Annotated in this window: 22 protein-coding genes; 12 read left to right on the top strand and 10 right to left on the bottom strand. The window is 71.6% G+C overall.

Annotated features, from left to right (window positions below):
• Positions 1-11: 11 nt before the first annotated feature.
• Positions 12-977: a LysR substrate-binding domain-containing protein gene (locus tag PSEJ31_RS0104240; protein ID WP_028914750.1), complete on the bottom strand. Its 966-nt coding sequence runs from the start codon at positions 975-977 to the stop codon at positions 12-14.
• Between the two features lie 205 nt (positions 978-1,182).
• Here PSEJ31_RS0104240 and PSEJ31_RS0104235 point away from each other — a divergent pair, with 205 nt between their 5' ends.
• Positions 1,183-2,091 (top strand): DMT family transporter, encoded by a 909-nt coding sequence (locus PSEJ31_RS0104235; protein WP_019398451.1) that lies wholly within the window; start codon positions 1,183-1,185, stop codon positions 2,089-2,091.
• 3 nt (positions 2,092-2,094) lie between these two features.
• Here PSEJ31_RS0104235 and PSEJ31_RS0104230 read toward each other — a convergent pair whose 3' ends face one another.
• Entirely contained in the window at positions 2,095-3,003 is a 909-nt protein-coding gene (locus tag PSEJ31_RS0104230; RefSeq protein ID WP_028914749.1) for a peptidylprolyl isomerase, read from the bottom strand.
• Between the two features lie 150 nt (positions 3,004-3,153).
• Here PSEJ31_RS0104230 and PSEJ31_RS0104225 point away from each other — a divergent pair, with 150 nt between their 5' ends.
• The 3 genes from PSEJ31_RS0104225 to PSEJ31_RS0104215 all read left to right on the top strand — a co-directional run bounded on the left by PSEJ31_RS0104225 (position 3,154) and on the right by PSEJ31_RS0104215 (position 5,532).
• A complete protein-coding gene (locus PSEJ31_RS0104225) occupies positions 3,154-3,510 on the top strand; it encodes a PadR family transcriptional regulator (RefSeq protein ID WP_019398453.1) in 357 nt (118 codons plus the stop codon).
• Positions 3,511-3,514: 4 nt separating this feature from the next.
• Positions 3,515-4,438: a sensor domain-containing protein gene (locus tag PSEJ31_RS0104220; RefSeq protein ID WP_028914748.1), complete on the top strand. Its 924-nt coding sequence runs from the start codon at positions 3,515-3,517 to the stop codon at positions 4,436-4,438.
• Between the two features lie 365 nt (positions 4,439-4,803).
• Positions 4,804-5,532: a hypothetical protein gene (locus tag PSEJ31_RS0104215; protein ID WP_026010489.1), complete on the top strand. Its 729-nt coding sequence runs from the start codon at positions 4,804-4,806 to the stop codon at positions 5,530-5,532.
• 80 nt (positions 5,533-5,612) lie between these two features.
• On the opposite strand, the gene phaZ is transcribed toward PSEJ31_RS0104215, so the two are convergent.
• Both phaZ and PSEJ31_RS0104205 read right to left on the bottom strand, forming a co-directional pair.
• Entirely contained in the window at positions 5,613-6,860 is a 1,248-nt protein-coding gene (gene phaZ, locus PSEJ31_RS0104210) for a polyhydroxyalkanoate depolymerase (protein WP_019398456.1), read from the bottom strand.
• 98 nt (positions 6,861-6,958) lie between these two features.
• The gene (locus PSEJ31_RS0104205; RefSeq protein ID WP_019398457.1) at positions 6,959-7,822 is read right to left on the bottom strand and encodes a pirin family protein; all 864 of its coding nucleotides are present in this window, start codon (positions 7,820-7,822) and stop codon (positions 6,959-6,961) included.
• A 212-nt stretch (positions 7,823-8,034) separates the two neighbouring features.
• Here PSEJ31_RS0104205 and gpmA point away from each other — a divergent pair, with 212 nt between their 5' ends.
• The 6 genes from gpmA (at position 8,035) to PSEJ31_RS16435 (ending at position 14,104) form a co-directional block, all read left to right on the top strand.
• Entirely contained in the window at positions 8,035-8,784 is a 750-nt protein-coding gene (gpmA, locus tag PSEJ31_RS0104200; protein WP_028914747.1) for a 2,3-diphosphoglycerate-dependent phosphoglycerate mutase, read from the top strand.
• 55 nt (positions 8,785-8,839) lie between these two features.
• A complete protein-coding gene (locus tag PSEJ31_RS0104195) occupies positions 8,840-9,226 on the top strand; it encodes a hypothetical protein (protein ID WP_028914746.1) in 387 nt (128 codons plus the stop codon).
• Between the two features lie 361 nt (positions 9,227-9,587).
• Positions 9,588-11,699, top strand: coding sequence for a TonB-dependent siderophore receptor (locus PSEJ31_RS0104190; protein ID WP_232210968.1), 2,112 nt, complete (start codon positions 9,588-9,590; stop codon positions 11,697-11,699).
• Between the two features lie 25 nt (positions 11,700-11,724).
• A complete protein-coding gene (locus PSEJ31_RS15635) occupies positions 11,725-12,036 on the top strand; it encodes a hypothetical protein (RefSeq protein WP_028914744.1) in 312 nt (103 codons plus the stop codon).
• A 12-nt stretch (positions 12,037-12,048) separates the two neighbouring features.
• Positions 12,049-13,737, top strand: coding sequence for a PepSY-associated TM helix domain-containing protein (locus PSEJ31_RS0104180; RefSeq protein WP_028914743.1), 1,689 nt, complete (start codon positions 12,049-12,051; stop codon positions 13,735-13,737).
• Complete coding sequence (locus tag PSEJ31_RS16435) at positions 13,730-14,104, top strand: DUF3325 domain-containing protein (protein ID WP_084220793.1); 375 nt, start codon at positions 13,730-13,732, stop codon at positions 14,102-14,104. The genes PSEJ31_RS0104180 and PSEJ31_RS16435 overlap by 8 nt, the downstream gene beginning before the upstream one ends.
• Here PSEJ31_RS16435 and PSEJ31_RS0104175 read toward each other — a convergent pair.
• The 6 genes from PSEJ31_RS0104175 to PSEJ31_RS0104150 form a co-directional block, all read right to left on the bottom strand.
• Positions 14,046-14,543, bottom strand: coding sequence for an arsinothricin resistance N-acetyltransferase ArsN1 family B (locus PSEJ31_RS0104175; protein WP_028914742.1), 498 nt, complete (start codon positions 14,541-14,543; stop codon positions 14,046-14,048). The two genes, PSEJ31_RS16435 and PSEJ31_RS0104175, sit on opposite strands and share 59 nt — an antisense overlap.
• A 53-nt stretch (positions 14,544-14,596) precedes the next feature.
• Positions 14,597-14,977, bottom strand: a complete 381-nt coding sequence (locus tag PSEJ31_RS0104170) for a tautomerase family protein (protein WP_028914741.1) — start codon at positions 14,975-14,977, stop codon at positions 14,597-14,599.
• Positions 14,978-15,075: 98 nt separating this feature from the next.
• A complete protein-coding gene (locus tag PSEJ31_RS0104165) occupies positions 15,076-15,828 on the bottom strand; it encodes an SDR family oxidoreductase (RefSeq protein ID WP_019398465.1) in 753 nt (250 codons plus the stop codon).
• The gene (locus PSEJ31_RS15630; RefSeq protein WP_019398466.1) at positions 15,825-16,334 is read right to left on the bottom strand and encodes a GNAT family N-acetyltransferase; all 510 of its coding nucleotides are present in this window, start codon (positions 16,332-16,334) and stop codon (positions 15,825-15,827) included. Before PSEJ31_RS15630 ends, PSEJ31_RS0104165 begins: the two co-directional genes overlap by 4 nt.
• A 26-nt stretch (positions 16,335-16,360) precedes the next feature.
• Positions 16,361-16,492, bottom strand: a complete 132-nt coding sequence (locus PSEJ31_RS17315) for a hypothetical protein (protein WP_019398467.1) — start codon at positions 16,490-16,492, stop codon at positions 16,361-16,363.
• Positions 16,489-17,745 carry an MFS transporter gene (locus tag PSEJ31_RS0104150; protein WP_232210967.1) on the bottom strand — a complete coding sequence of 419 codons (1,257 nt, stop codon included), beginning with the start codon at positions 17,743-17,745 and terminating at the stop codon, positions 16,489-16,491. Before PSEJ31_RS0104150 ends, PSEJ31_RS17315 begins: the two co-directional genes overlap by 4 nt.
• 95 nt (positions 17,746-17,840) lie before the next feature.
• Between PSEJ31_RS0104150 and PSEJ31_RS0104145 the strand changes: the two genes are divergently transcribed.
• Positions 17,841-18,779 carry a LysR substrate-binding domain-containing protein gene (locus PSEJ31_RS0104145; protein WP_028914739.1) on the top strand — a complete coding sequence of 313 codons (939 nt, stop codon included), beginning with the start codon at positions 17,841-17,843 and terminating at the stop codon, positions 18,777-18,779.
• 82 nt (positions 18,780-18,861) lie between these two features.
• The gene (locus tag PSEJ31_RS0104140) at positions 18,862-20,430 is read left to right on the top strand and encodes a phospholipase D family protein (RefSeq protein WP_019398470.1); all 1,569 of its coding nucleotides are present in this window, start codon (positions 18,862-18,864) and stop codon (positions 20,428-20,430) included.
• Positions 20,431-20,435: the final 5 nt, after the last annotated feature.

Here is a 20,435-nt window from a genome sequence, read left to right as displayed (position 1 = left end):
CCACGCCGGTTTCAAGGCCGGGTGAGGAAGGCCTCCTCCCGGGCCTTGCGCCGGCGCGCGCCGGGCGGCCGCCGTTCCGGCGCGTCGGCCCATGGCGCCTCCTTGGCCTGCTGCTTGATCCAGTCGATGAACTTCGAGGCCGCCGGCGCCAGCGGGCGGTGCGCCGGATACACCGCGTAGTACGCGAACCGCGCCTGCATCGTCGGTCCGGGCAGCCGCACCACGTCGCCGCGCTCCAGCCAGCCCAGCGCCAGGTGGCGGCGGGCCAGGGTCGCGCCAATGCCTTCGGCGGCCGCGCGCATGGCGTCCGTGCTGTCGCTGAAGCTGTGCATCGGCGGCAGCCGCACGCCGCGCACGCCGGCGGCGCGGAACCATTCGCGCCAGCCCTGCTGGGTCAGGTCCGAAATCAGCGGCAGCGATGCGATCTGGCGCGGATCGGTGATGCCGGCCACGCCCGGCAGGCGCGGCGAAGCCACCGGGAACATCGCATCGTCCATCAGGTGGTGCGCCACCAGCCCGGGCCAGTGCCCGGGGCCATAGCGCACCGCCAGGTCGGGGCCGCCCTCGTCGAAGCGCGCCAGCGCCGGGCTGGTGTCGATCTCCAGCCTGACTTCCGGGTGCGCGGCGCAGAACTGCGGCAACCGTGGCAGCAGCCAGCAGTGCACCAGCGAATGCAGGGTGCTGATCCGCAGCACCCGGGTGCCTGCATCCGGCCGCAGGTTGCCGGCCACCGCCGAGACGTCGGCCAGTGCCGCGGCGGCGGCGTCGGCCAGCTGCCGGCCCTCGGGGGTGAGGGTGACGCCGCGGGCGTGGCGCTGGAACAGGGTCGTGCCCAGCAGCGATTCCAGCTTGCGCACGTGGTGGCTGACCGCGCTGGCGGTCAGGTGCAGTTCCTCGGCGGCGTGGGCGAAGTTCTGGTGGCGCGCGGCGGCGGCGAACACCGCCAGCGCGGGCAGCAGGGCAGGACGGATGACCATGCGAGGCACGAACCAGATTTGTGGCTCGCCCCGATACTACGCGCTTGTCGGCGCGCCCGGCGACGCCGAAGCTGTGGCCATCGCGCCGGTGATGCGATGGCCGGAAACGGCGAGCGGCAAGGCAGCCACCGGCGCACGATTCCTTCCCCCTGGCCGCCGCGCCGCGTGCGCGACGTGGCCGCTCCGGTTACCCGAGGAGATACCGATGGATGGCACCAAGCAATGCCTGGAAGCCGGCGCCGCCTCCGCGCCCGTGGCCGGCGCCCGCGACTGGCGCACCCCGCTGGAACTGCTTGCGCTGGGCGCGGTATGGGGCGGCTCGTTCCTGTTCATGCGGGTGGCCGCGCCGGAGTTCGGGCCCTACGCCCTGGTGGAGCTGCGCCTGGCGCTGGGGGCGATGGTGCTGCTGCCGTTCCTGTGGCTGGCGCGGGCGCAGTTCCCGTTGCGCATCTGGCCGAAGCTGGCGGCCATCGGCGTGGTGAACTCGGCGCTGCCGTTCCTGCTGTTCGCCTGGGCGGCGCAACGCGCGCCGGCGGCGATCGGCGCGATCTGCAACGCCATGGTCGTGCTGTTCGCCGCACTGGTGGCGTACCTGGTGTTCGGCGAGAAGATCGGCGCACGCCGCGCCGTGGCGCTGCTGACCGGCTTCATCGGCGTGGTGGTGCTGGCCACGGCCAAGGTGTCCGGTCTGAGCATCGGCCCGGCGGTGTTCGCCGGCGCCACCGCGGCGCTGCTGTACGGCGTCGGCCTGAACCTGGTGAAGCGCTACATGGCCGGGCTGCCGCCGGCGGCCTCGGCGGCGGTGACCCTGGGCTGCTCGGCGCTGCTGCTGCTGCCGCTGGCGGCCACCCACTGGCCGGCCGGTGCGGTCTCGGCGCAGGCCTGGGGCTCGGCCATCGGCCTGGGCGTGCTGTGCACCGGGCTGGCCTTCATCTATTTCTACGGCCTGATCCACCGCATCGGCGCCGCGCGCACGTCCACCGTGACCTACCTGGTGCCGCTGTTCGGCGCGCTGTTCGCCTGGGTGTTCCTGGGCGAGCCGGTGACCCTGGCCATGCTGCTGGCCGGCGCCCTGATCCTGGGCAGCGTGGCGATCAGCCAGCGTGCGCGCTGAGCCTCAGTCGGCGGCCACGCGCACCGGCAGCATCACGTTGCACAGGTCGATGTGCCCGGCCGGGCGCTTGTAGAAGTCGTCGCGGCGGTTGCGGCGCGCTTCCACCAGCTCGGCGAAGGCGGCGCTGTCGGTGCGCAGGGCCTGCAGGCGCAGGCGTTCGCCGGCCGGCACCTCGCTGGCCAGCCGCACCGAGAAGATCGGCGTGCGCTGGGCCGGGTCTTCGTAGAAGCCCATCGGTTCGGGTCCGCGCGGCAGCGAGCTGAGCAGCTCGATGCCCTTCACCACGCGACCGACCAGGGTGATGTTGCGGTCCAGCTGGCGCGGCGACTGGCCGATCACCGCGTACAGCTCGGCGCCGATGCTGCTGTCCGGCTCGGCGTTGCGGCCGGCGCCGACCATGGCGTAGCAGTGGGCCAGCCAGGCCTTGCCTTCGTGCGGGTCGCGGCCGGCGGGGAAGCCGTCGACGAAGCCGACTTCCGGCGCCCAGCCATCGGCATCGGGCAGGCGGTGGAAATCCAGTCCCGCCGCCTCGCGCTCGAATTCCGCCGGCAGCTTGCGTGCGGCCCGGCCGAGATCCTTCGCCTTCTCCGGGTCCTCGCCATCGACATCACCGAACTGGGCGACGAAGTTGTCCTGCACCCGGTAGATGCTGGTGCCGTCCCAGAAATGGCCGCGTGCAAGGGTGGCGATGTTGCGCGCGTGCGCCGGGGCGAACGCAGGCGCCAGCTCGATGACCACCCGGCCGGCTTCGAGGTCCATGTACAGGGTGCGCTCCGGGTCCAGGTCGCGCCAGGCCGAGGCCGGCGCGTCGGCGAGGATCTCCTGGAGGCCGCGGGTCTGGGCCTGGGCGGGGGCAGGAGCGGCGAAGGCGGCGCACAGGGCGCAGGCGAGCAGGACGGGGCGCAGGGTCATGGGCGGCACCTGGGAATGGAGCCCGGATTCTGGCCCGACCCCGGCCGCCAGGGCCAGTACGGCCCCGGGTGACTATCGGCACATCCGCTATACCGAAGTTAAGAATAGCCTTGCTCCGGAGCCTGCCAGAGGCAGGCGAGGAGCCCATCCATGGTCGACATCGAGGCCCAGCTGAAGAAGTTCCAGAAGGAGCTCAGCGCCGGCACCGTGTCGCTGGTCCTGCTTGCGGTGCTGGCGCGGGCCAGCGAGCCCCTGTACGGCTACCTCATCGCCAAGCGCCTGGAGCAGGTGGGCGGCGGCGTGCTCAGCGGCAAGCAGAGCGCGCTGTACCCGGTGCTGCGCAACCTGGAGGGCGCAGGCCTGCTGGAAAGCCACGTCGAGCCATCCGATGCCGGCCCGCCGCGGCGCTGCTACCGCATCACCGGCGCCGGCCGCGAGGTCCTGGCGCAATGGGCCGCCGCCTGGCGCGCCACCCGCGATTCCGTCGATTCCGTCCTGGAGGAGTAAGCGCATGAACGCCAAGCAGGGTCGGCCGCTGCCGACCACCATCCCGGAATACCTGGAGCAGCTGCGCGAGGCGCTTCGCGGCGCGGATCCGGCGCTGGTCCAGGACGCGCTGTACGACGCGGAGGAATACCTGCGCTCGGAGCTGGCCGAGCAGGCCGGCCGCGACGAGGCCGAGGTGATTGCCGCGGTGGCCGGCAGCTACGGCGCGCCGGAGGAAGTGGCCGAGATCTACCGCGAGACCGAGGTCACCGTGAACCGCGCCCTGCGCCCGCCGCGTCCGCCCAAGCAGCGCTCGCTGGTCGGCCGCTTCTTCGGCGTGGCCGCCGACCCGTACACCTACGGCGCGCTGTTCTACATGCTGCTGTCGCTGGCCACCGGCGTGTTCTATTTCACTTGGGTCGTCACCGGCATCTCCACCTCGGGCGGACTGCTGATCCTGATCATCGGCGTGCCGCTGCTGCTGCTGTTCCTGATGTCGGTGCGGCTGCTGTCGCTGGTGGAAGGGCGCATCGTCGAGGTGCTGCTGGGCGTGCGCATGCCGCGGCGGCCGCTGTACATCCAGCGCGACAAGCCCTGGCTGACCCGCATCGGCGAGCTGTTCACCGACGGCCGCACCTGGACGGCGATGGCCTACATGCTGGCGATGCTGCCGCTGGGCACGGCGTACTTCAGCTGCATCGTGACCCTGCTGGCGGTGAGCCTGGGGCTGCTGCTGACGCCGCTGGCCTCCCTGTTCGGCTGGTGGGATAGCCCCGGCTTCCACCTGGACGGCCTGTACTTCGCCCTGGCCGACAGCTGGGCGGGCGCGCTGCTGGCGTTCGCGATCGGCTTGCTGCTGCTGTTCGCGACCCTGCACCTGGCGCGCCTGGTCGGGCGCTGCCACGGCTGGCTGGCCAAGCACCTGCTGGTGCGCAATCCGGTGGTCTGAGCCCACCTCCCGGCCGGCCAATGGCGCCGGCCGGTCCTTCCCGAAACCGTGCCGCGGGTCGAGGCCCTCGACGCCTCGGCGCCAGGGGCGAGGCAGGGGGGCGGCTGCCGCAGGCCTGGACATTCCGCGCCGGGCAAGGGGAACGGCCACCCATGGGGCGGCCTTTCCGTTTTCCGGAGCCGTGGCGCAAGGCCCGGGCGCGCGCGTATCCGGCGATGGATGTGCACACCCGTGCCGCGTTCGCGATCCAATCCGGCATGTCTGGCCGGCAATTTCGGCGGTTGGCCCCCAAGGTCCTGCCGGGAGCAACCCGGTGCGGTAACGTCGCCCCCGCCGTGATCCGCGGCGTCTGTGGAGAGGACGACATGGAGCAGAGAACCGCGATGCGCTGGCTGCTGGCCTATTCAGGCGCGCTGACGGTGGCCGTATGCGCCTTCCTGCTGACCGGCGCGGCCGCACCGGGCAAGCGCGCCAGCTTCGAGGAGATCGACGTGCAGCGCATCAACGTGCGCGAGCCGGACGGCACGCTGCGCCTGGTGGTATCGAACCGGACGCGTTTCCCGGGCCTGATCTTCCGTGGCAAGGAGCACCGCCATCCGCGCGAGGTCGCCGGCATGCTGTTCTACAACGATGAGGGCACCGAGAACGGTGGCCTGGTCTTTGGTGGCTCGCGCGGTCCGGATGGAAAGCCCCGTGCAGGAGGGCATTTTTCCTTCGACCAGTACGAGCAGGACCAGGTGGCCACGTTCGGTCAGTACGAACGGGATGGCATCCGCTGGGCGGGAGTCACGGTGCTGGACCAGCCCGATGGATCGTCCGAGCCAATGTTGGAGAACCTGGAGGAGCTGAACGCTTTGCCGCCGGACGAGAGGCAGAAACGCCAAGTCGAACTCACCGGCGGACCGGCCAATGTCGCGCGCGTGTTCCTGGGCAAGGACCACGAGCGCTCCTCCCTGCTGTCCCTGAGGGACGCCGAAGGCAGGGTCCGGCTGGTGCTGAGGGTGGCCGCCGACGGCGCCGCCGCGGTCGAGTTCCTGGACGAGGCCGGCAAGGTGGTGCGCCGGTTGGCGCCCGAGGACATCAGCGCGCAGTGAGCACGCAGCCGGCATCCCGGTCCTGCAGGAAGAAAGGCCGCCCATGGGGCGGCCTTTCCGTTGTGCCAATGGGGCAAGGCTCAGTCGCGTGCGTATCTGGCGATGAACTCGCGCACCTGCGGATAGACCTTCTCGCGCCAGCGGCGGCCGCTGAAGATGCCGTAGTGGCCGGCGCCTTCGACGATCAGGTGCTTCTGGTGCGACTTGGCAATGCCGCTGCACAGGTCGTGTGCTGCCTCGGTCTGGCCGAGGCCGGAGATGTCGTCCAGCTCGCCCTCGATGGTGAACATCGCGGTGTCCTTGATCGCCGCCGGATCCACGCGCTCGCCGCCGATCACCCATTCCCCGCGCGGCAGCAGGAACTCCTGGAACACGATGCGGATGGTGTCCAGGTAGTACTCGGCGGGCATGTCCAGCACCGCGTTGTACTCGTCGTAGAAGCGGCGGTGGGCCTCGGCGTCCTGCAGGTCGCCCTTGACCAGGTTGGAGTAGAAGTCCCAGTGCGACATGAAGTGGCGGCTGGGGTTCATGGCGATGAAGCCGGCGTGCTGCAAGAAGCCCGGGTACACGTCGCGGCCCTGGCCCGGGTACGGCGGCGGCACCGTGTGGATGACGTTGTTCTCGAACCAGGACAGCGGATTGCGCGTGGCCAGGTTGTTGACCGCGGTCGGGCTGCGGCGGGCGTCGATCGGGCCGCCCATCATCACCAGCGAGCGCGGGATCGGCTCGCCGCGCGCGGCCATCAGCGACACCGCGGCCAGCACCGGCACCGTCGGCTGGCACACGCTGACCACGTGCAGGTCGCGCGCGCCGATGTGGCGGATGAAGTCCTCCACGTAGGCCACGTAGTCGTCCAGGCAGAACGCGCCGGCTTCCACCGGCACCATGCGCGCGTCGACCCAGTCGGTCACGTAGACCTTGTGGTCGCGCAGCAGGGTGGAGACGGTGTCGCGCAGCAGGGTGGCGTGGTGGCCGGACAGCGGCGCCACCACCAGCACCACCGGGTCGTCCTTCATCGCCGCGATGGTGGCCGCGTCGTCGCTGTAGCGCTTGAAGCGCACCAGCCGGCAGAACGGCTTGCGCAGCGCCTCCTGCTCGAGCACCGGGACCTGCCGGCCCTGGACCTCCACCTCGTGGATGTTCCAGGCAGGCTTCTCGTAGTCCTTGCCCAGGCGGTGCACCAGCTCGTTGCTGGCGGCGATGCGCTCGGCCCCCGGCAGCGACGACACCCAGCTGTTGGGGTCGGAGAAGATGCGGGCATTGGCTTCGGCCAGATGGACCCAGGGGGCCATCATGGCGCGGTTGAGTTCATGCAGCTGGTAGAGCATGGAGGGTCCACGCTTCGGGTCTGGCTGTTGCATTGCACCATCGTAACCGAAGAGGACGCAGGTCGACGTGGGCGTCGCAGCCTGCGTGAGACGTGCGTTCAGCGGGCGGGAAGGGGGATGAACTCGGGGTCGCCGTCGATCTGGCCGAAACGGCCTTCCAGCCAGTCCTGCTTGGCCTGCTCGATGCGTTCCCTGGAACTGGAGACGAAGTTCCACCACAGGTGGCGGCGCCCGTCCAGCGGCTCGCCGCCCAGCAGCATGGCCTTCAGCGGGGTGCGCGCACGCAGCACCGGGCGCGTGCCGCGGTCGGGCAGCACCAGGTGCCGGGCCGGGATGTCGCGGCCGTCGAGCTGGGCCTCGCCTTCGAGGATGTAGAGCGCGCGCTCGGCATGGCCGGTGTCCAGCGCCACTTCGGCGTCCGGCTCCAGGTCGATGGCCACGCTGAGGGTGTCGGCGAACACCCGCACCGGCGATTCCTCGCCGTAGGCGCGCCCGGCCAGCACCCGCAGCCAGGCGCCCTCGCGCCGTTGCTGCGGCAGGGTGGCCGCAGGGTGGTGGAAGAACGCCGGCTCGGCTTCCTCGTGCGCCTGCGGCAGGGCCACCCAGGTCTGCATGCCGTGGGCCGTGCTGCCGGTCGCCCGCTCCTCGGCCGGGGTGCGTTCGGAATGGGCGATGCCGCGGCCGGCGGTCATCCAGTTGACGTCGCCCGGGCGGATCACCTGGTCCGAGCCGAGGGTGTCGCGGTGGCGGATCGCGCCGTCCCAGAGGAAGGTCACCGTGGCCAGGCCGATGTGCGGATGCGGGCGCACGTCCAGGCCGTGGCCGCGGTCGAACACCACCGGGCCCATGTGGTCGACGAACACGAAGGGACCGACGCTGCGCGCCTGCAGGGAGGGGACCGCGCGGCGTACCAGGAAGCCGTTGCCGAGATCGTGGACGCGGGGTTCGACGAGGGTGGTCATGGCGGCGCTCCGGGGAAGGACCGGGGCGCAGCATTGCATGCCCGGCGCGCCGCTGCGCGCGCGTGGCCGCGACGGTGCTTTCCGCGCCGCCGCCGGGGTGGCCGTACGCGCCCGGACGGACGGATGCGGCGCGGCTTGCGGCGGCGACTTGCCGCTACAACTTGCCGCTACAATCGGCCTCGCTTTCGCCCCCGAACCGGAGACCCCACACAGTGACCCGCAAGCTAGTCCTGCTGCGCCACGGCCAGAGCCAGTGGAACCTCGAGAACCGCTTCACCGGCTGGGTCGACGTCGACCTCACCGAGCAGGGCCGGGCCGAGGCCGCGGCCGGCGGCCGCCTGATGCGCGAGGAAGGCCTGCGCTTCGACGTGGCCTATACCTCCACGCTCAAGCGCGCCATCCGCACCCTCAACATCGCGCTGGGCGAGCTGGACCAGGACTGGATCCCGGTGCACAAGAGCTGGCGCCTCAACGAGCGCCACTACGGCGCGCTGCAGGGCCTGGACAAGGCCGAGACCGCGGCCAAGCACGGCGAGGAGCAGGTCAAGATCTGGCGCCGCTCCTACGACATCCCGCCGCCGGCGATGGATCCGTCCGACGCCGGCCACCCGGCCAACGACCCGCGCTACGCCGGGCTGGACCGCAACGCGCTGCCGTCGACCGAGTCGCTGGCCACCACCCTGGACCGGGTGCTGCCGTACTGGCACGACGCCATCGCGCCCTCGCTGAAGTCGGGGAAGACGGTGCTGGTGGCCGCGCACGGCAACTCGCTGCGCGCGCTGTACAAGTACCTCAACAACGTCTCGAAGGAAGAGATCCTCGAGCTCAACATCCCCACCGGCATCCCGCTGCTGTTCGAGCTGGACGACGAGCTGAAGGTGGTCTCGCACCGCTATCTGGGCGATCCGGAAGCGGCGGCCCGCGCCGCCGCGGCGGTCGCCGCCCAGGGCAAGGCCAGGTAGGCAACCATCGAAACACCCGGCTCCGGCCGGATGTTTCGTTTCGTGCAGCAGACCCATGCGTATCCGACGACCCCGCGCGCGGCTTGCCGGCATCCTCGCGATCACGGTGGTGATCGCCCTCCAGGCCGTGCTGGGGTTCGGCTGCCATGGCCAGGACCTGCGCCGGTTCGCCATCGGCCTGGGCGTCTTCGTCCTGCCGCCGCTGCTGCCGGCGCTGGTCTCGCTGGCCACCGCCAATCCGCTGCGCGCGGTGGGCGCCTGCGCGCTGTTCGCGCCATGGCTGCTGTGGGCCGGTTACGTGGACTGCATCCGGCCCGATGCCGGGGGCGGGGCGTCCATGGCGTATGTGCCGGTACTGCTGTACGGCTTCCCCAGCGCCGTGCTGGGTGCGCTCCTGGCCGGGCCGGTGTGCCGCCGGCTGGGCATCGCCATCGACCCCTGATCCGCGCCCTACCGCCGGTGCGGAGTCGTGGCGCTTGCGGAATGAGAGCGATTCGCATTTAATGCGCGCAGCAGCTCCACCCAGGACGGCCGCAGGGACCCGCGGCCGCCGATGCAGCGCCGGGAAAGGCGAGGCACTCCAAGGCAGCAGGCTGCACAGCCCGGCACCGGACGCATGAGCGGCCGGCCAGGGCGTTACCGCTGCCGCCACCGCCATGCCACTGCTCCATGCCGCCCCAACGCCTGAAACCGCCATCGCGGTTGGCTTGGGCGGGCGGGGCCGGAGCCCGGCGACCGGCCTTCCATGTCCTTCCCGGAGCCGTCACGTGAGTCCTCGCTGCACCCCGTCGTTTCCCGTCCCGATGCCTGCCCCCCGCCGCACCCTTGCCGCGTGCGTGGCGATGGCCCTCGCGCTGGCCGCGCCCGCCGCGTCCGTGCTGGCCGGGGAGAGCGGCGTGCCGGCCGCCACCGAGCTGGACGCGGTCCTGGTGGTCGCGCAGCGCGCCAGCCGCGCCAGTACCGGCGCCACCAACCTCGACCTGGAGATCAAGGAGACCCCGCAGTCGATCAGCGTGGTCACCGCCGAGCAGATGCACCTGTTCGGGGCCGACAGCGTCAACGAGGCCCTGCGCCTGGCCACCGGCGTGCAGGTGGACGAGTGGGAGACCAACCGCACCAGCTACAGCTCGCGCGGTTTCGACATCCTCAACACCCAGATCGACGGCGTGGGCATGCCCAACAGCTGGGGCATCGCCACCGGCGCGTTCGATACCGCCGGCTACGAGAAGGTGGAAGTGATCCGCGGCGCCAATGGCCTGCTGACCGGGGTGGGCAACGCGGCCGGCACCATCAACTACGTGCGCAAGCGCCCGACCAACGCGCGGCAGGGCAACGTGGGCATCAGCCGCGGCACCTGGGACACCACCCGCGTCGAGCTGGACTATTCCACGCCGTTCACCGCCGACGCCACCTGGGCCGGCCGCGTGGTGGCCGCGCACGAGGACGGCGATTCCTGGCTGCGCGCCAACAGCAACCAGCGCGACTTCGTCTACGGCGTGGTCGATGGCCAGGTCGGGGCGAACGGCACCCTGGCGCTGGGCTGGTCGTACCAGCGCGCGAAGTCCGACGGGATCATGTGGGGCGCGCTGCTGTTTGCGAACAACGACGGCACCCAGGCGCAGTGGCCGACCAGCGCCACCACCACCCAGGACTGGACCTGGTGGAACACCACCAACCACACCGCCTTCGTCGAGTACACCCACCGCCTCGGCGACGCCTGGCAGCTGAAGGCCGCCTACAACTACCGGCGCGCCACCGGCGACGACCGCATGTTCTATGCCTACGAAGGTGCGGACGGGCTGGATCCGGAGACCGGCCTGGGCCTTTACGGCTATCCCTGGGGAGGGGCGGACGCGTCCACCGCACACCTGGGTTCGCTGGTGCTGGACGGCCGCTTCCAGTGGCTGGGCCGCGAGCACGAGCTGGTGCTGGGCGCGAGCGTGTCGCGCAGCGATGCCGATGGCTGGGAGTACCCGGCCGATCCGGCCTCGCCGGCCTGGGGGGCGTTGCCTGCGTTCCCTTATCCCACCGACGCCATCCCCGAGCCGGCCTGGGGCGAGCGCACGCTTTACTCGGTGCTGGACCAGCGCCTCAAGCGCGTGTTCGGCGCCACCCGCATTGCCCTGACCGACCGCTTCAAGGCCATCCTCGGCGCCAACTTCGCCGAGTACCGGCGCAGCGGCGACCTGGCGGGGACGGCGTTCGACCAGACCACCCGCCATACCAGTCCCTATGCCGGTTTCACCTTCGACTTCAGCGACCAGGTGCTGGGTTACGTCAGCTACTCGGACCTGTACCAGCCGCAGGACCAGGTCGATGCGGACGACCGGTACCTCGACCCCAGCAAGGGCGTGAACTACGAGGCCGGCGTCAAGGCCAGCTGGCTGGACGACCGCCTGCTGGCCACCATGGCCGTGTTCAGGGCCGACCAGAAGAACCTGGCCACGCCGGTGGGCGTCAACGACCTGGGCACCTACATCTATGCCGGCGTGGACGTGGAATCGCGCGGCGTGGAACTGGAAGCCACCGGCCGCATCAACGACCACCTGGACGTGGTGGTGGGCTATACCGCGCTCGAGCTGGACGGGCTGGACGGGCTGGATGGCGACGACACCTATCCCTGGGTGCCACGCCGCAGCGCCAACCTGCTGCTGGCTGGCCGCGTGCCCGGTTACGAAGCCTTTTCCTGGGGTGTCGGTGGACGCTGGCAGGGCCGCATCTTCAACGGCACGGTGAGCCAGGACAGCCATGCGGTGCTCAACGCGTACGCGGCCTGGGACTTCCTGCCCAATGCGACCGTGCGCATCAACGCCGGCAACATCGGCGACGAGAAGTACATCAATACCCTGCGCTACGGCGCCGGCTACTACGGTGCCCCGCGCAACTACACCCTGAGCCTGGACTGGCGTTTCTGACGCCGGCCCCGCAGGAGACGCAGCCATGTCCGCCACGTCGATCCGTTCCCGCCATCCACGCCTGCAGCTTGCCGCGCGGGTCGGTGCCGGCGTGGTGGGCGGCTATGTCTTCGCCTGGGGCTTCATTGCCGCCGGCATGGCGTTGATGTCCAAGGCCGGGATGGAATTCCACGATGCCGAGTTCGTCGCCAGCGCGCTGGGCCTGCTGCTGTGGCTGGCGGTGCTGCTGGGCGTGGTGGCCGGGCGCCGCAATCCGGCCTGGGCCTGGCTGGGGCTGCTCGGCGGCGGTGCGCTGCTGGCGGCGCTGGGCTCGTTCGTGCAATCGACGATGGCCTGAAGGAGACCACGCATGTTCCAGAACTTCCGCCAGGCCATGGCATGGCTGCATACCTGGTTCGGCCTGGTCCTCGGCTTCGTGCTGATGGCTGCGTTCTTCTTCGGCGCCCTGTCGGTGTTCGACCGCGAGATCGACCGCTGGGCGCTGCCGGCCACGCGCTTCGAGCCGCAGCCCATGCCCTCGTTCGAACGGGTGCTGCGGCCGGCGTTCGAGCGCCTGCAGCCGGATCCAGCCCTGGTCGAAGCGATGCGCCCGCGGGTGGATGGGCCGATGCCGGAACGCTTCGACCGCATCGCCTACTGGAGCGCCTACACCACGCATCGCGATCCGGTGTTGGCGATCTACGCCGGCTGGGAAGTGCCTGGCGCCAGGGACCCGGACGAGCAGCTGTACGCGCTGGGCACGATCGATCCGCGTGACGGCTCGGCGCTGCGGGACGACCAGCTGAAGATCGGCAGCGGGTTCTTCTACCCGATGCACTACAGCCTGACCGTGGACTGGAAGAACCTGGGTTTCTGGATCGTGGGCCTGGCCGCCATGGCGATGCTGGCGGCCCTGGTCAGCGGCGTGGTCATGCACCGCAGGCTGTTCCGCGAGCTCTTCACCTTCCGCCCCGACCGTGCCCGCCTGCGCAGCGTGCTGGACCTGCACAACCTCACCGGCGTGGTCGCGCTTCCGTTCCACTTCTTCTTCGCCTTCACCGGACTGCTGATCTTCGCTTCGACCTACTACTTCCCGGTTGGCCACACCCAGCTGCACGACCTGCACGAGTTGCACGAGAAGCACGAGGCCGCCGCACTGGGCCTGCCGCACGGCCGTTCCGGCGTGCCTGCGGGGCTGGCCAACGTGGATGCGATGGTGGCCGAGGCGCAGCGACGCTGGGAGGCGCGGGGCATGGCCGGCGATGTCGGTTTCCTGGTGCTGCAGCACGTGGGCGATGCCAACGGCTACGTCAGCGTGTACCGCGCTGGCACCGACCGCATCGCCCTGGTCGGGCAGGGCATCCACTTCAAGGCCGATACCGGAGAGCTGCTGCGCGAGGATCCGCCGGCCACGCCGGCGGCGCGGGTGGCGGAGTTCCTCACCGGCCTGCACCTGCAGCATTTCCGCCACTGGCTGCTGCGCTGGCTGTACGTGCTGGGCGGACTCAGCGGGGCGGCATGCATCGCCACCGGCTTCCTGTTCTTCGTGGAGAAGCGCAAGCGCCAGCATGCCGCGCGCGGCAGCCAGGGGGCGCGCATCGTCGACGCACTGGCGGTGGCCGCGGTGACCGGCATGGTCCTGGCGACCCTGGGCATCCTGGTGGCCAACCGCGTGTTGCCGGAAGACCTGGCAGGGCGCGGCGACTGGGAGCGCTGGGCGTTCTGGGGCACCTGGCTGGCGTCGCTGGTGCATGCCGCCTGGCGCAGCGCGCCGGTGGCGCGCGGACTGCCCAGTCCGGCCTGGCGCGAGCAGGCCTGGGCGATCGCGCTGCTGGCCGTGGCCGCACCGGTGCTGAACTGGATCACCACCGGCGACCACCTGCTGCGCACCCTCGGCCAGGGGTACTGGCCGGTGGCGGGCGTGGACCTGTCGCTGCTGGCGGCCGCGATGATTGCCGGTTCCGTCGCGGTCCGGCTGGGGCGAAAGGCCCGCGCCGCCGCGGCCGCAGCCGCGCTGCGTGAGACTGCGGCCGGGCAGGGGGAGGCGGTGCATGCCTGATGCCCTCCTGCATGCCGCGACCCTGCTGGCCTGCGTGGCCGGCATGGGCTGGCTGGCGCTGGCAATGGACGTGCATGCGCGCCAGGCCTGGGGCAGGGCGCTGGCGCCGGGCGCTGCGCGCCTGCTGCGGGTGCTTGGCGGCACGGCGCTCGTCGTCGGCCTCCTGCTGGCCCTGGCCGCCGACCACGCCAGCATGGCGGTACTGGTCTGGGTGATGGCCCTGGCCGGTGCGGCGCTGGCGGTGGCGTTCGCCCTGGCTTGGCGTCCGCGCTGGTTGCGCTGGCTGGCGCCGTGGATCGGCGTGGCGGTCAGGACCCCTGCAGCATCAGCTGCCAGTAGCCGACGTCGATCCAGCGGTCCTGCTTGAAGCCGACCTCGCGGAAGCGGGCCACGTTCTGGAACCCGAGCCGTTCGTGCAGGGCGACGCTGGCCTCGTTGGGCAGGGCGATGCCGCCGATCGCGGCATGCAGCCCGGCCTTGCGCAGCCCGTCAAGCAGGGGCGAGTAGAGCGCCTTGCCGATGCCGCGGCCGGTGCGGGCCTGGTCGAGGTAGACCGTCGTCTCGACCGAGTAGCGGTACGCGCAACGCCCCTTCCAGCGCGATGCATGGGCGTAGCCGAGGATCGTGCCGGCTTCCTCCGCGACCAGCCATGGCAGGCCGCCATCGAGGGTTTCGGAGATGCGCGCGGCCATCTCCGCGGTCGCTACCGGCTCGGTCTCGAAGGTGATGCAGGTGCCGGCGACGTAGGGGTTGTAGATCGCGGCGATGGCCGCGGCATCTTCGGGCGTGGCACTGCGGATCTGCATGCGGGCTCCGGTGCGCGGGTGGGCCTGCGGATGCTACCGCGGCCCGCGGCCGGTCAGGCGTGGATCAGGCGGCCGCCGGCGAAGGACCAGTTCTCCCAGGTGGTTTCCTTGAAGCACACCATCACGTGCTCCGGATCCAGGCCCTGGGCGGCCAGCCGTTCCATCAGGTCGGCCAGCAACCGTTTCTTAACTTTCACGCTGCGGCCCACCGACCACAGGATCTCTATCAGGACGAAGTCCTCGCCGCGTGGCGAGGACAGGTCCGGATAGCTGGGGTCGTAGCGGAAGTCCGCCGCGTCCAGCTCGATCACGCGCTGGAAACGGTCGGTCTCCGGTACCCCGGAGGCGACCAGGGCGGCGTGCACGGCATCGAGCAGGCGGGTCTTGAATTCCGCGCTCTTGGGCTTGCGGACGGTGGCGGTCACCAGCGGCATGACGGTACTCCTTGCGCGGGATGCCGGGGCAGCATATGTCCGCCCGGCGCCCACGTGCGCCGGGCGCCATATTTCCGTTGCGGAACGGCGGGCCGGCGCTACAGGCCGCCGGTGACCGCAAGCACGCTGCCGGTCACGTAGGACGCCTGCGCGGACAGCAGCCAGGCCACCGCCGCGGCGACTTCCTCCGGCTGGCCGGGACGCTGCATCGGGATGCGCGCGGCGACCCGCGCCGCGCGCCCGGGTTCGCCGGCGCGCGCGTGGATGGTGGTGTCGATGGTGCCCGGTGCCACCGCGTTGACGTGGATGCGGTGTGGCGCCAGTTCGCGCGCCAGGCCCACGGTGAGCGCTTCCAGCGCGGCCTTGGAGGCGGCATAGGCCACGTATTCGCCGGGGGAGCCGGTGCGCGCGGCCACCGAGCTGATGTTGACGATGTCCGAGCGTGCCTGGCGCCCGCGCCAGCGCCGCGCGGCCTCGCGGCACAGGCGCACCGGCGCGGCCAGGTTCACCGCGAGGATGCGTTCCAGGTCGGCGTCGTCCAGCGCCTCGATCGGGCCCAGCCGCCCGGTCACGCCGGCGTTGTTGACCAGCGCGGCCACCGGTCCCAGTGCCTCGGCGGCATCGAACAGCCGGGGCGCGGCATCGGCGGCGGTGACGTCCAGGCGCAGCGCCCGGCAGCTGCGCGCGGACGGATCCAGCGCCGCCTGCAGCGCGGCCGCTTCCGCATCCGGGGACGAATGGGTGAACAGCACCGCATGGCCGCCGGCATGCAGCCGTTCGACGATGCAGCGGCCGATGCCGCGGCTGCCGCCGGTGACGATCGCCACCGGACGCGTGTGGGAAGGGCTCATGCCTCGACCTCCGGGGCCGGATCCGTGGATGGCGTGCCGCCTGCCTCGACCGGCGGCAGCTCGCATTCCATCACGATGTTGCAGCGGGCGTACCGGGGGTGCGGGCCGCGGTGCACCGCGCGGAAGCCGAAGGCCTCGTAGAGGTGGATGGCGGCCCCCAGGCGCGTGTTCGAAAACAGGCGCACGCGCCTGGCGCCCAGCTGGCGCGCCCGCTGCAGCGCCGTGGCCAGCAGGATCCGGCCCCAGCCCTTGCCGCGTTCGCCGGCGGCCACGGCCATGCGCGCCAGCTGCATCACCCCGTCCTCCTCGCGCAGCAGCGCGCAGGCACCGATGACCTCGCCGCGGTTGCTGAGGGTCAGGATCGAGCCGCCCTCGCGCACGATCCGCATCGGGTCGCGTGCCAGCGCGCGGTCGGCTTCCTCGAGCCGGAAGTACTCGCCGATCCAGGCTTCGTTGAGGCGGATGAAGTCGGCGGCATGCTGTTCGTTGTCGTAGTGGATGCGCATCGGAACTCCATGGAGCGGGGTTGGGGTCATCCGCACAGCGCCGTGGTCCAGGCGCCCAGCCAGGCGGCGACCACGCGCGGGTGCAGCCAGGCCGCGAACAGCAGCACGCACGCCACCGCGGCGGCCAGCAGCGCGACGGCGGCGCGGAGGCGGCTCATGCGGCGGCCGGCGCGGGGGAGCGGAGCAGCGGGCGGTCGTCGATCGGCCAGTGCAGGGCGGCGGCGAGCACGCCCAGGGCGATGGCCAGCAGCCACACCAGGACGTAGGAACCGGTCGCCTCGAACACGCGCCCGCCCATCCACACGCCCAGGAACGAGCCCAGCTGGTGGCCGATGAACACCAGGCCGAACAGGGTGCCGAGGTAGCGCAGCCCGAACACCCCGGACAGCACGCCGTTGGTCAGTGGTACTGTGCCCAGCCACATCAGGCCCATGACCGCGGCGAAGGGGTAGAGCGTCCACGGCCCCGGCGGCAGCAGCACGAACAGGGCGATGGCGACACTGCGCGCCAGGTAGATCCCGGCGAGCAGGTACTTGGGCCGGTAGCGGCCGCCGAGCACGCCGCAGGCGTAGATCCCGGCCACGTTCGCCAGCGCGATCGTGGCCAGCGCGGCCACCGCCGCCTCCGGCGCCAGGCCGCGGTCGGCCAGGTAGGCGGGCAGGTGGTTGGCGATGAAGGCCAGCTGGAAGCCGCAGGCGAGGAAGCCCAGGTTGAGCAGCCAGAAGCCGCGATGGCCGCAGGCCTCGCGCAGGGCTTCGCCCAGCGCCTGCGGGGGAGCGGACTGCGCACCGGCGGCCGGGCGCGGTTCGCGCAGCACCCGCGCCAGCGGCAGCACCAGGGCGAACGCCGCGGCACCGGCCAGCAGCGCGCCCTGCCAGCCCAGGCCTTCGATCAGCCCCTGCGTCGCCGGCACCAGCAGGAACTGGCCCAGTCCGCCCAACGCGCCGGCCATGCCCACCGCCCAGGCCCGGCGCTCGCCGGGCACCTGGCGGCTGACCGCGGCATAGACCACGCCGAACGCGGTCCCGGCCAGGGCCAGGCCGGTGACCACGCCCGCCGCCAGCACGAATCCGGCGGCGGTGGTGGCCCGGGTCATGCCGTATAGCCCGAGCACGTAGAGCACCACGCCGCTGGCGACGACGCGCCCGGAGCCGTGGCGGTCGGCGACCATGCCGGCCAGCGGCTGGGCCAGGCCCCAGACCAGGTTCTGCACTGCAAGGGCCAGGCCGAACAGTTCCCGCGACCAGCCGCGGGTCCCGGTGACCGGCAACAGGAACAGGCCCTGCACGTGGCGCAGGCCCAGGGCCAGGCCCATCACCGCGCCGGCCGCCACCACCACCATCCACACCCGGGCCCGGCCGGGCCCGGGTTCGCATGCGGTCATGGAATCCTCGAGGATGCGGGAAGTCATGGCGGCGATCCGTGTAAGCTGCGGTTGCCGCCATTAACCGTGGTCGGAGCGTCCGGCTCAAACGAGATTTCGGACTGCCTGCATGCGCTGGAGGAATGCGAGTGGACCTGCACCGGTTGCCTTCGCTGGACCTGCTGCGCGGCTTCGTCGCCGTCGGACGGCGGCTGAGCATCACCGAGGCCGCGCGCGAACTGTGCCTGACCCAGTCGGCGGTCAGCCGCCAGGTGCAGGCGCTGGAGGAGCAGCTGGGGACCCGGCTGTTCCGCCGCGGCCATCGCTCGCTGGCCTTCACTGCCGAGGGCGAACGCCTGTTCCGCAGCGCCGACGCCGCCCTGCAGCAGCTGCAGGACGCGCTGGGCGCGGTGCGCGAGCGCGCCCGCAGCCGGCCGGTCACGGTCAGCGCCACCATCGGCTTCACGGGGCTGTGGCTGCTGCCGCGCCTGAGCCGGTTCCAGGCCCGGCATCCCGGCGTGGACGTGCGGGTGTCGGCGCACAACCGCGTGGTCGACCTGCGCAACGACGGGGTCGACCTGGCGATCCGCTACACCAGCGCCGAACGCGCGCCGCCCGGGGCGCGCCTGCTGTTCCATGAGACCGTGGTCCCGGTCGCCAGCCCGGCGCTGCGGGTGGACGCGCTGGAGGGCCCGGAAGCGCTGGCCGGGCTGACCCTGCTGGAGTTCGAGAAGCCCGGCTATCCCTGGATCCAGTGGCTGCCCTGGCTGGCCTCCATCGGCTGGGGCCAGGCACGCCCGCGCGCGATCCTGCACTTCAACCAGTACGACCTGGTGATCCAGGCCGCGCTGGCCGGGCAGGGCATCGCCCTGGGCCGGCGCGAACTGGTGCGGCCCTTGCTGGAGGAGGGGCGGCTGGTGGTGCTGGACCAGCTGCCGGCGCCGGCGTCTTCCGGGCATGGCTACTGGCTGCTGCAGGCCGAGGCCGAGTTGCGCCCGGAAGTGGCGGCGGTGGCTGCCTGGATCGAGGACGAGGCAGGCCAGGAGGCGACCGCGCCGCTGCATCGGCTGCTGGCCGAGTAGGCCGGACACGGCGGCGCGCCCGCATGCGGCGTCCTCGCGGGTCCGTGCCTACAATCCGCCGATCCACACCGGCGAGGGCGCGATGAAGGCGAAGGCGAAGAAGGTCCTCAAGTGGCTCGCGCTCGGCCTGGCCGTGTTCGCCATGGCCTCGCTGCTGTCGCTGTACGCCTACGGCCGCTTCGCCGAGCGCGCGCGCGGCGAGGTGGTCATGGCCCTGCCGCTGGCCGACGCGCAGACCGCGATCGACCGCGCGGTGGTGCCGCTCACCGACGCGCGCCCGGGCCAGACCGGCATGGTGATCCTGGGCGACAACCTCGACGCCTTTGCCGTGCGCGCGATGACCGCGCGTTCGGCCGGGCGCAGCCTGGACCTGCAGTACTACATCTGGCACGACGACTTCACCGGCAACATGCTGCACAACGAAGTGCTGCGCGCGGCCGACCGCGGGGTGCGCGTGCGCCTGCTGCTGGACGACATGAACGTGCATGGCAGCCACTCGGTGCTGGCGGCGCTGGACAGCCACCCCCTGATCGAGGTCCGGCTGTTCAACCCGACCCGGGCCCGCGAGGGCACGCTGGCGCGCGGCGTGGAGCTGCTGCTGCGCTTCGTCAGCCTCAACCGGCGCATGCACAACAAGATCTGGCTGGCCGACGGCCGCATCGCGGTGGTGGGCGGGCGCAACATCGGCGACGAGTACTTCGACGCCGCCGCCGACGTGAACTTCATGGACACCGACGTGGCCATGGTCGGCAGCGCCGCGCGCCAGGCCGAGGAGGTGTTCGACGCCTACTGGAACAGCGCCAGCGCGATCCCGCTGGCGGCGCTGGTCGATCCGGCGCCGGACGCGCTGGACAGGGTGCGCGCGAGCCTGGACGCGGGCCTGGGCTCGGATCGCGCCGGCCCCTACCTGGAGCGCCTGCGCGCCTCCGAGCGGGTGAGCGAGCTGCTGCAGGGCCGGGGCAGCGTGCACTGGACCGAGAACGCCATGCTGGTGTCCGACCCGCCGCAGAAGGCCGAGGGCGCGCCGCAACGGCCGGACTGGATGACCCCGGTGCTGGTCGCGCGGGTGAGCACCGCGCGCCGCGAGCTGAAGCTGATCTCGCCGTACTTCGTCCCGGGCCACGCCGGCCTGGAGTGGCTTTCCGGCATGCGCGGGCGCGGGGTGGAGGTGAGCATCCTCACCAACTCGCTGGCGGCCAACGACGTGCTGGCGGTGCACGGCGGCTACGCCGGCTACCGGGTGCCGTTGCTGCGCGCCGGGATCGCGCTGTATGAGCTCAAGCCGCATGGCGCGGTCGACACCAGCCTGTTCGGCTCCAGCGGCGCCAGCCTGCACACCAAGGCCTACGTGGTCGACGGCAGCCACGGCTTCATCGGCTCGTTCAACCTCGACCCGCGCTCGATCAAGCTCAACACCGAGATGGGGCTGATGTTCGACCATCCCGGCGCGGCGGCCGAGCTGGAGGCGCTGTACGCGAAGAAGACCTCGGCGCAGACCGCCTACCGCCTGGCCCTGGAGGACGGCCGCCTGCGCTGGCACGACGACGCGGCGCAGCCGCCGGCCACCTGGGAACGCGAGCCGGAGGCAAAGGCCTGGCAACGCGCCGCCGCGCGCGTGATCGGCTGGCTGCCGCTGGAATCGCAGCTCTGAGGCCG

Source organism: Pseudoxanthomonas sp. J31, assembly GCF_000510725.1.
Classification (GTDB): Bacteria; Pseudomonadota; Gammaproteobacteria; order Xanthomonadales; family Xanthomonadaceae; genus Pseudoxanthomonas.
The sequence above is the reverse complement of the archived record's forward strand: the minus strand, read 5'-3'. Positions and strand labels throughout refer to the sequence as shown.

Excerpts from the sequence above, each read along its gene's own strand:
- PSEJ31_RS0104165 (WP_019398465.1), bottom strand. The coding sequence starts at position 15,828 with ATGAGCCCTTCCCACACGCGTCCGGTGGCGATCGTCACCGGCGGCAGC.
- PSEJ31_RS0104235 (WP_019398451.1), top strand. The coding sequence starts at position 1,183 with ATGGATGGCACCAAGCAATGCCTGGAAGCCGGCGCCGCCTCCGCGCCC.
- PSEJ31_RS0104240 (WP_028914750.1), bottom strand. The coding sequence starts at position 977 with ATGGTCATCCGTCCTGCCCTGCTGCCCGCGCTGGCGGTGTTCGCCGCC.
- PSEJ31_RS0104215 (WP_026010489.1), top strand. The coding sequence starts at position 4,804 with ATGGAGCAGAGAACCGCGATGCGCTGGCTGCTGGCCTATTCAGGCGCG.
- PSEJ31_RS0104175 (WP_028914742.1), bottom strand. The coding sequence starts at position 14,543 with ATGCAGATCCGCAGTGCCACGCCCGAAGATGCCGCGGCCATCGCCGCG.
- PSEJ31_RS0104230 (WP_028914749.1), bottom strand. The coding sequence starts at position 3,003 with ATGACCCTGCGCCCCGTCCTGCTCGCCTGCGCCCTGTGCGCCGCCTTC.
- PSEJ31_RS0104190 (WP_232210968.1), top strand. The coding sequence starts at position 9,588 with ATGCCTGCCCCCCGCCGCACCCTTGCCGCGTGCGTGGCGATGGCCCTC.
- PSEJ31_RS0104170 (WP_028914741.1), bottom strand. The coding sequence starts at position 14,977 with ATGCCGCTGGTGACCGCCACCGTCCGCAAGCCCAAGAGCGCGGAATTC.
- PSEJ31_RS16435 (WP_084220793.1), top strand. The coding sequence starts at position 13,730 with ATGCCTGATGCCCTCCTGCATGCCGCGACCCTGCTGGCCTGCGTGGCC.
- PSEJ31_RS0104140 (WP_019398470.1), top strand. The coding sequence starts at position 18,862 with ATGAAGGCGAAGGCGAAGAAGGTCCTCAAGTGGCTCGCGCTCGGCCTG.
- PSEJ31_RS15635 (WP_028914744.1), top strand. The coding sequence starts at position 11,725 with ATGTCCGCCACGTCGATCCGTTCCCGCCATCCACGCCTGCAGCTTGCC.
- PSEJ31_RS0104225 (WP_019398453.1), top strand. The coding sequence starts at position 3,154 with ATGGTCGACATCGAGGCCCAGCTGAAGAAGTTCCAGAAGGAGCTCAGC.
- phaZ (WP_019398456.1), bottom strand. The coding sequence starts at position 6,860 with ATGCTCTACCAGCTGCATGAACTCAACCGCGCCATGATGGCCCCCTGG.
- PSEJ31_RS17315 (WP_019398467.1), bottom strand. The coding sequence starts at position 16,492 with ATGAGCCGCCTCCGCGCCGCCGTCGCGCTGCTGGCCGCCGCGGTGGCG.
- PSEJ31_RS0104205 (WP_019398457.1), bottom strand. The coding sequence starts at position 7,822 with ATGACCACCCTCGTCGAACCCCGCGTCCACGATCTCGGCAACGGCTTC.
- PSEJ31_RS15630 (WP_019398466.1), bottom strand. The coding sequence starts at position 16,334 with ATGCGCATCCACTACGACAACGAACAGCATGCCGCCGACTTCATCCGC.
- PSEJ31_RS0104195 (WP_028914746.1), top strand. The coding sequence starts at position 8,840 with ATGCGTATCCGACGACCCCGCGCGCGGCTTGCCGGCATCCTCGCGATC.
- PSEJ31_RS0104220 (WP_028914748.1), top strand. The coding sequence starts at position 3,515 with ATGAACGCCAAGCAGGGTCGGCCGCTGCCGACCACCATCCCGGAATAC.
- PSEJ31_RS0104150 (WP_232210967.1), bottom strand. The coding sequence starts at position 17,745 with ATGACTTCCCGCATCCTCGAGGATTCCATGACCGCATGCGAACCCGGG.
- PSEJ31_RS0104180 (WP_028914743.1), top strand. The coding sequence starts at position 12,049 with ATGTTCCAGAACTTCCGCCAGGCCATGGCATGGCTGCATACCTGGTTC.
- PSEJ31_RS0104145 (WP_028914739.1), top strand. The coding sequence starts at position 17,841 with ATGCGAGTGGACCTGCACCGGTTGCCTTCGCTGGACCTGCTGCGCGGC.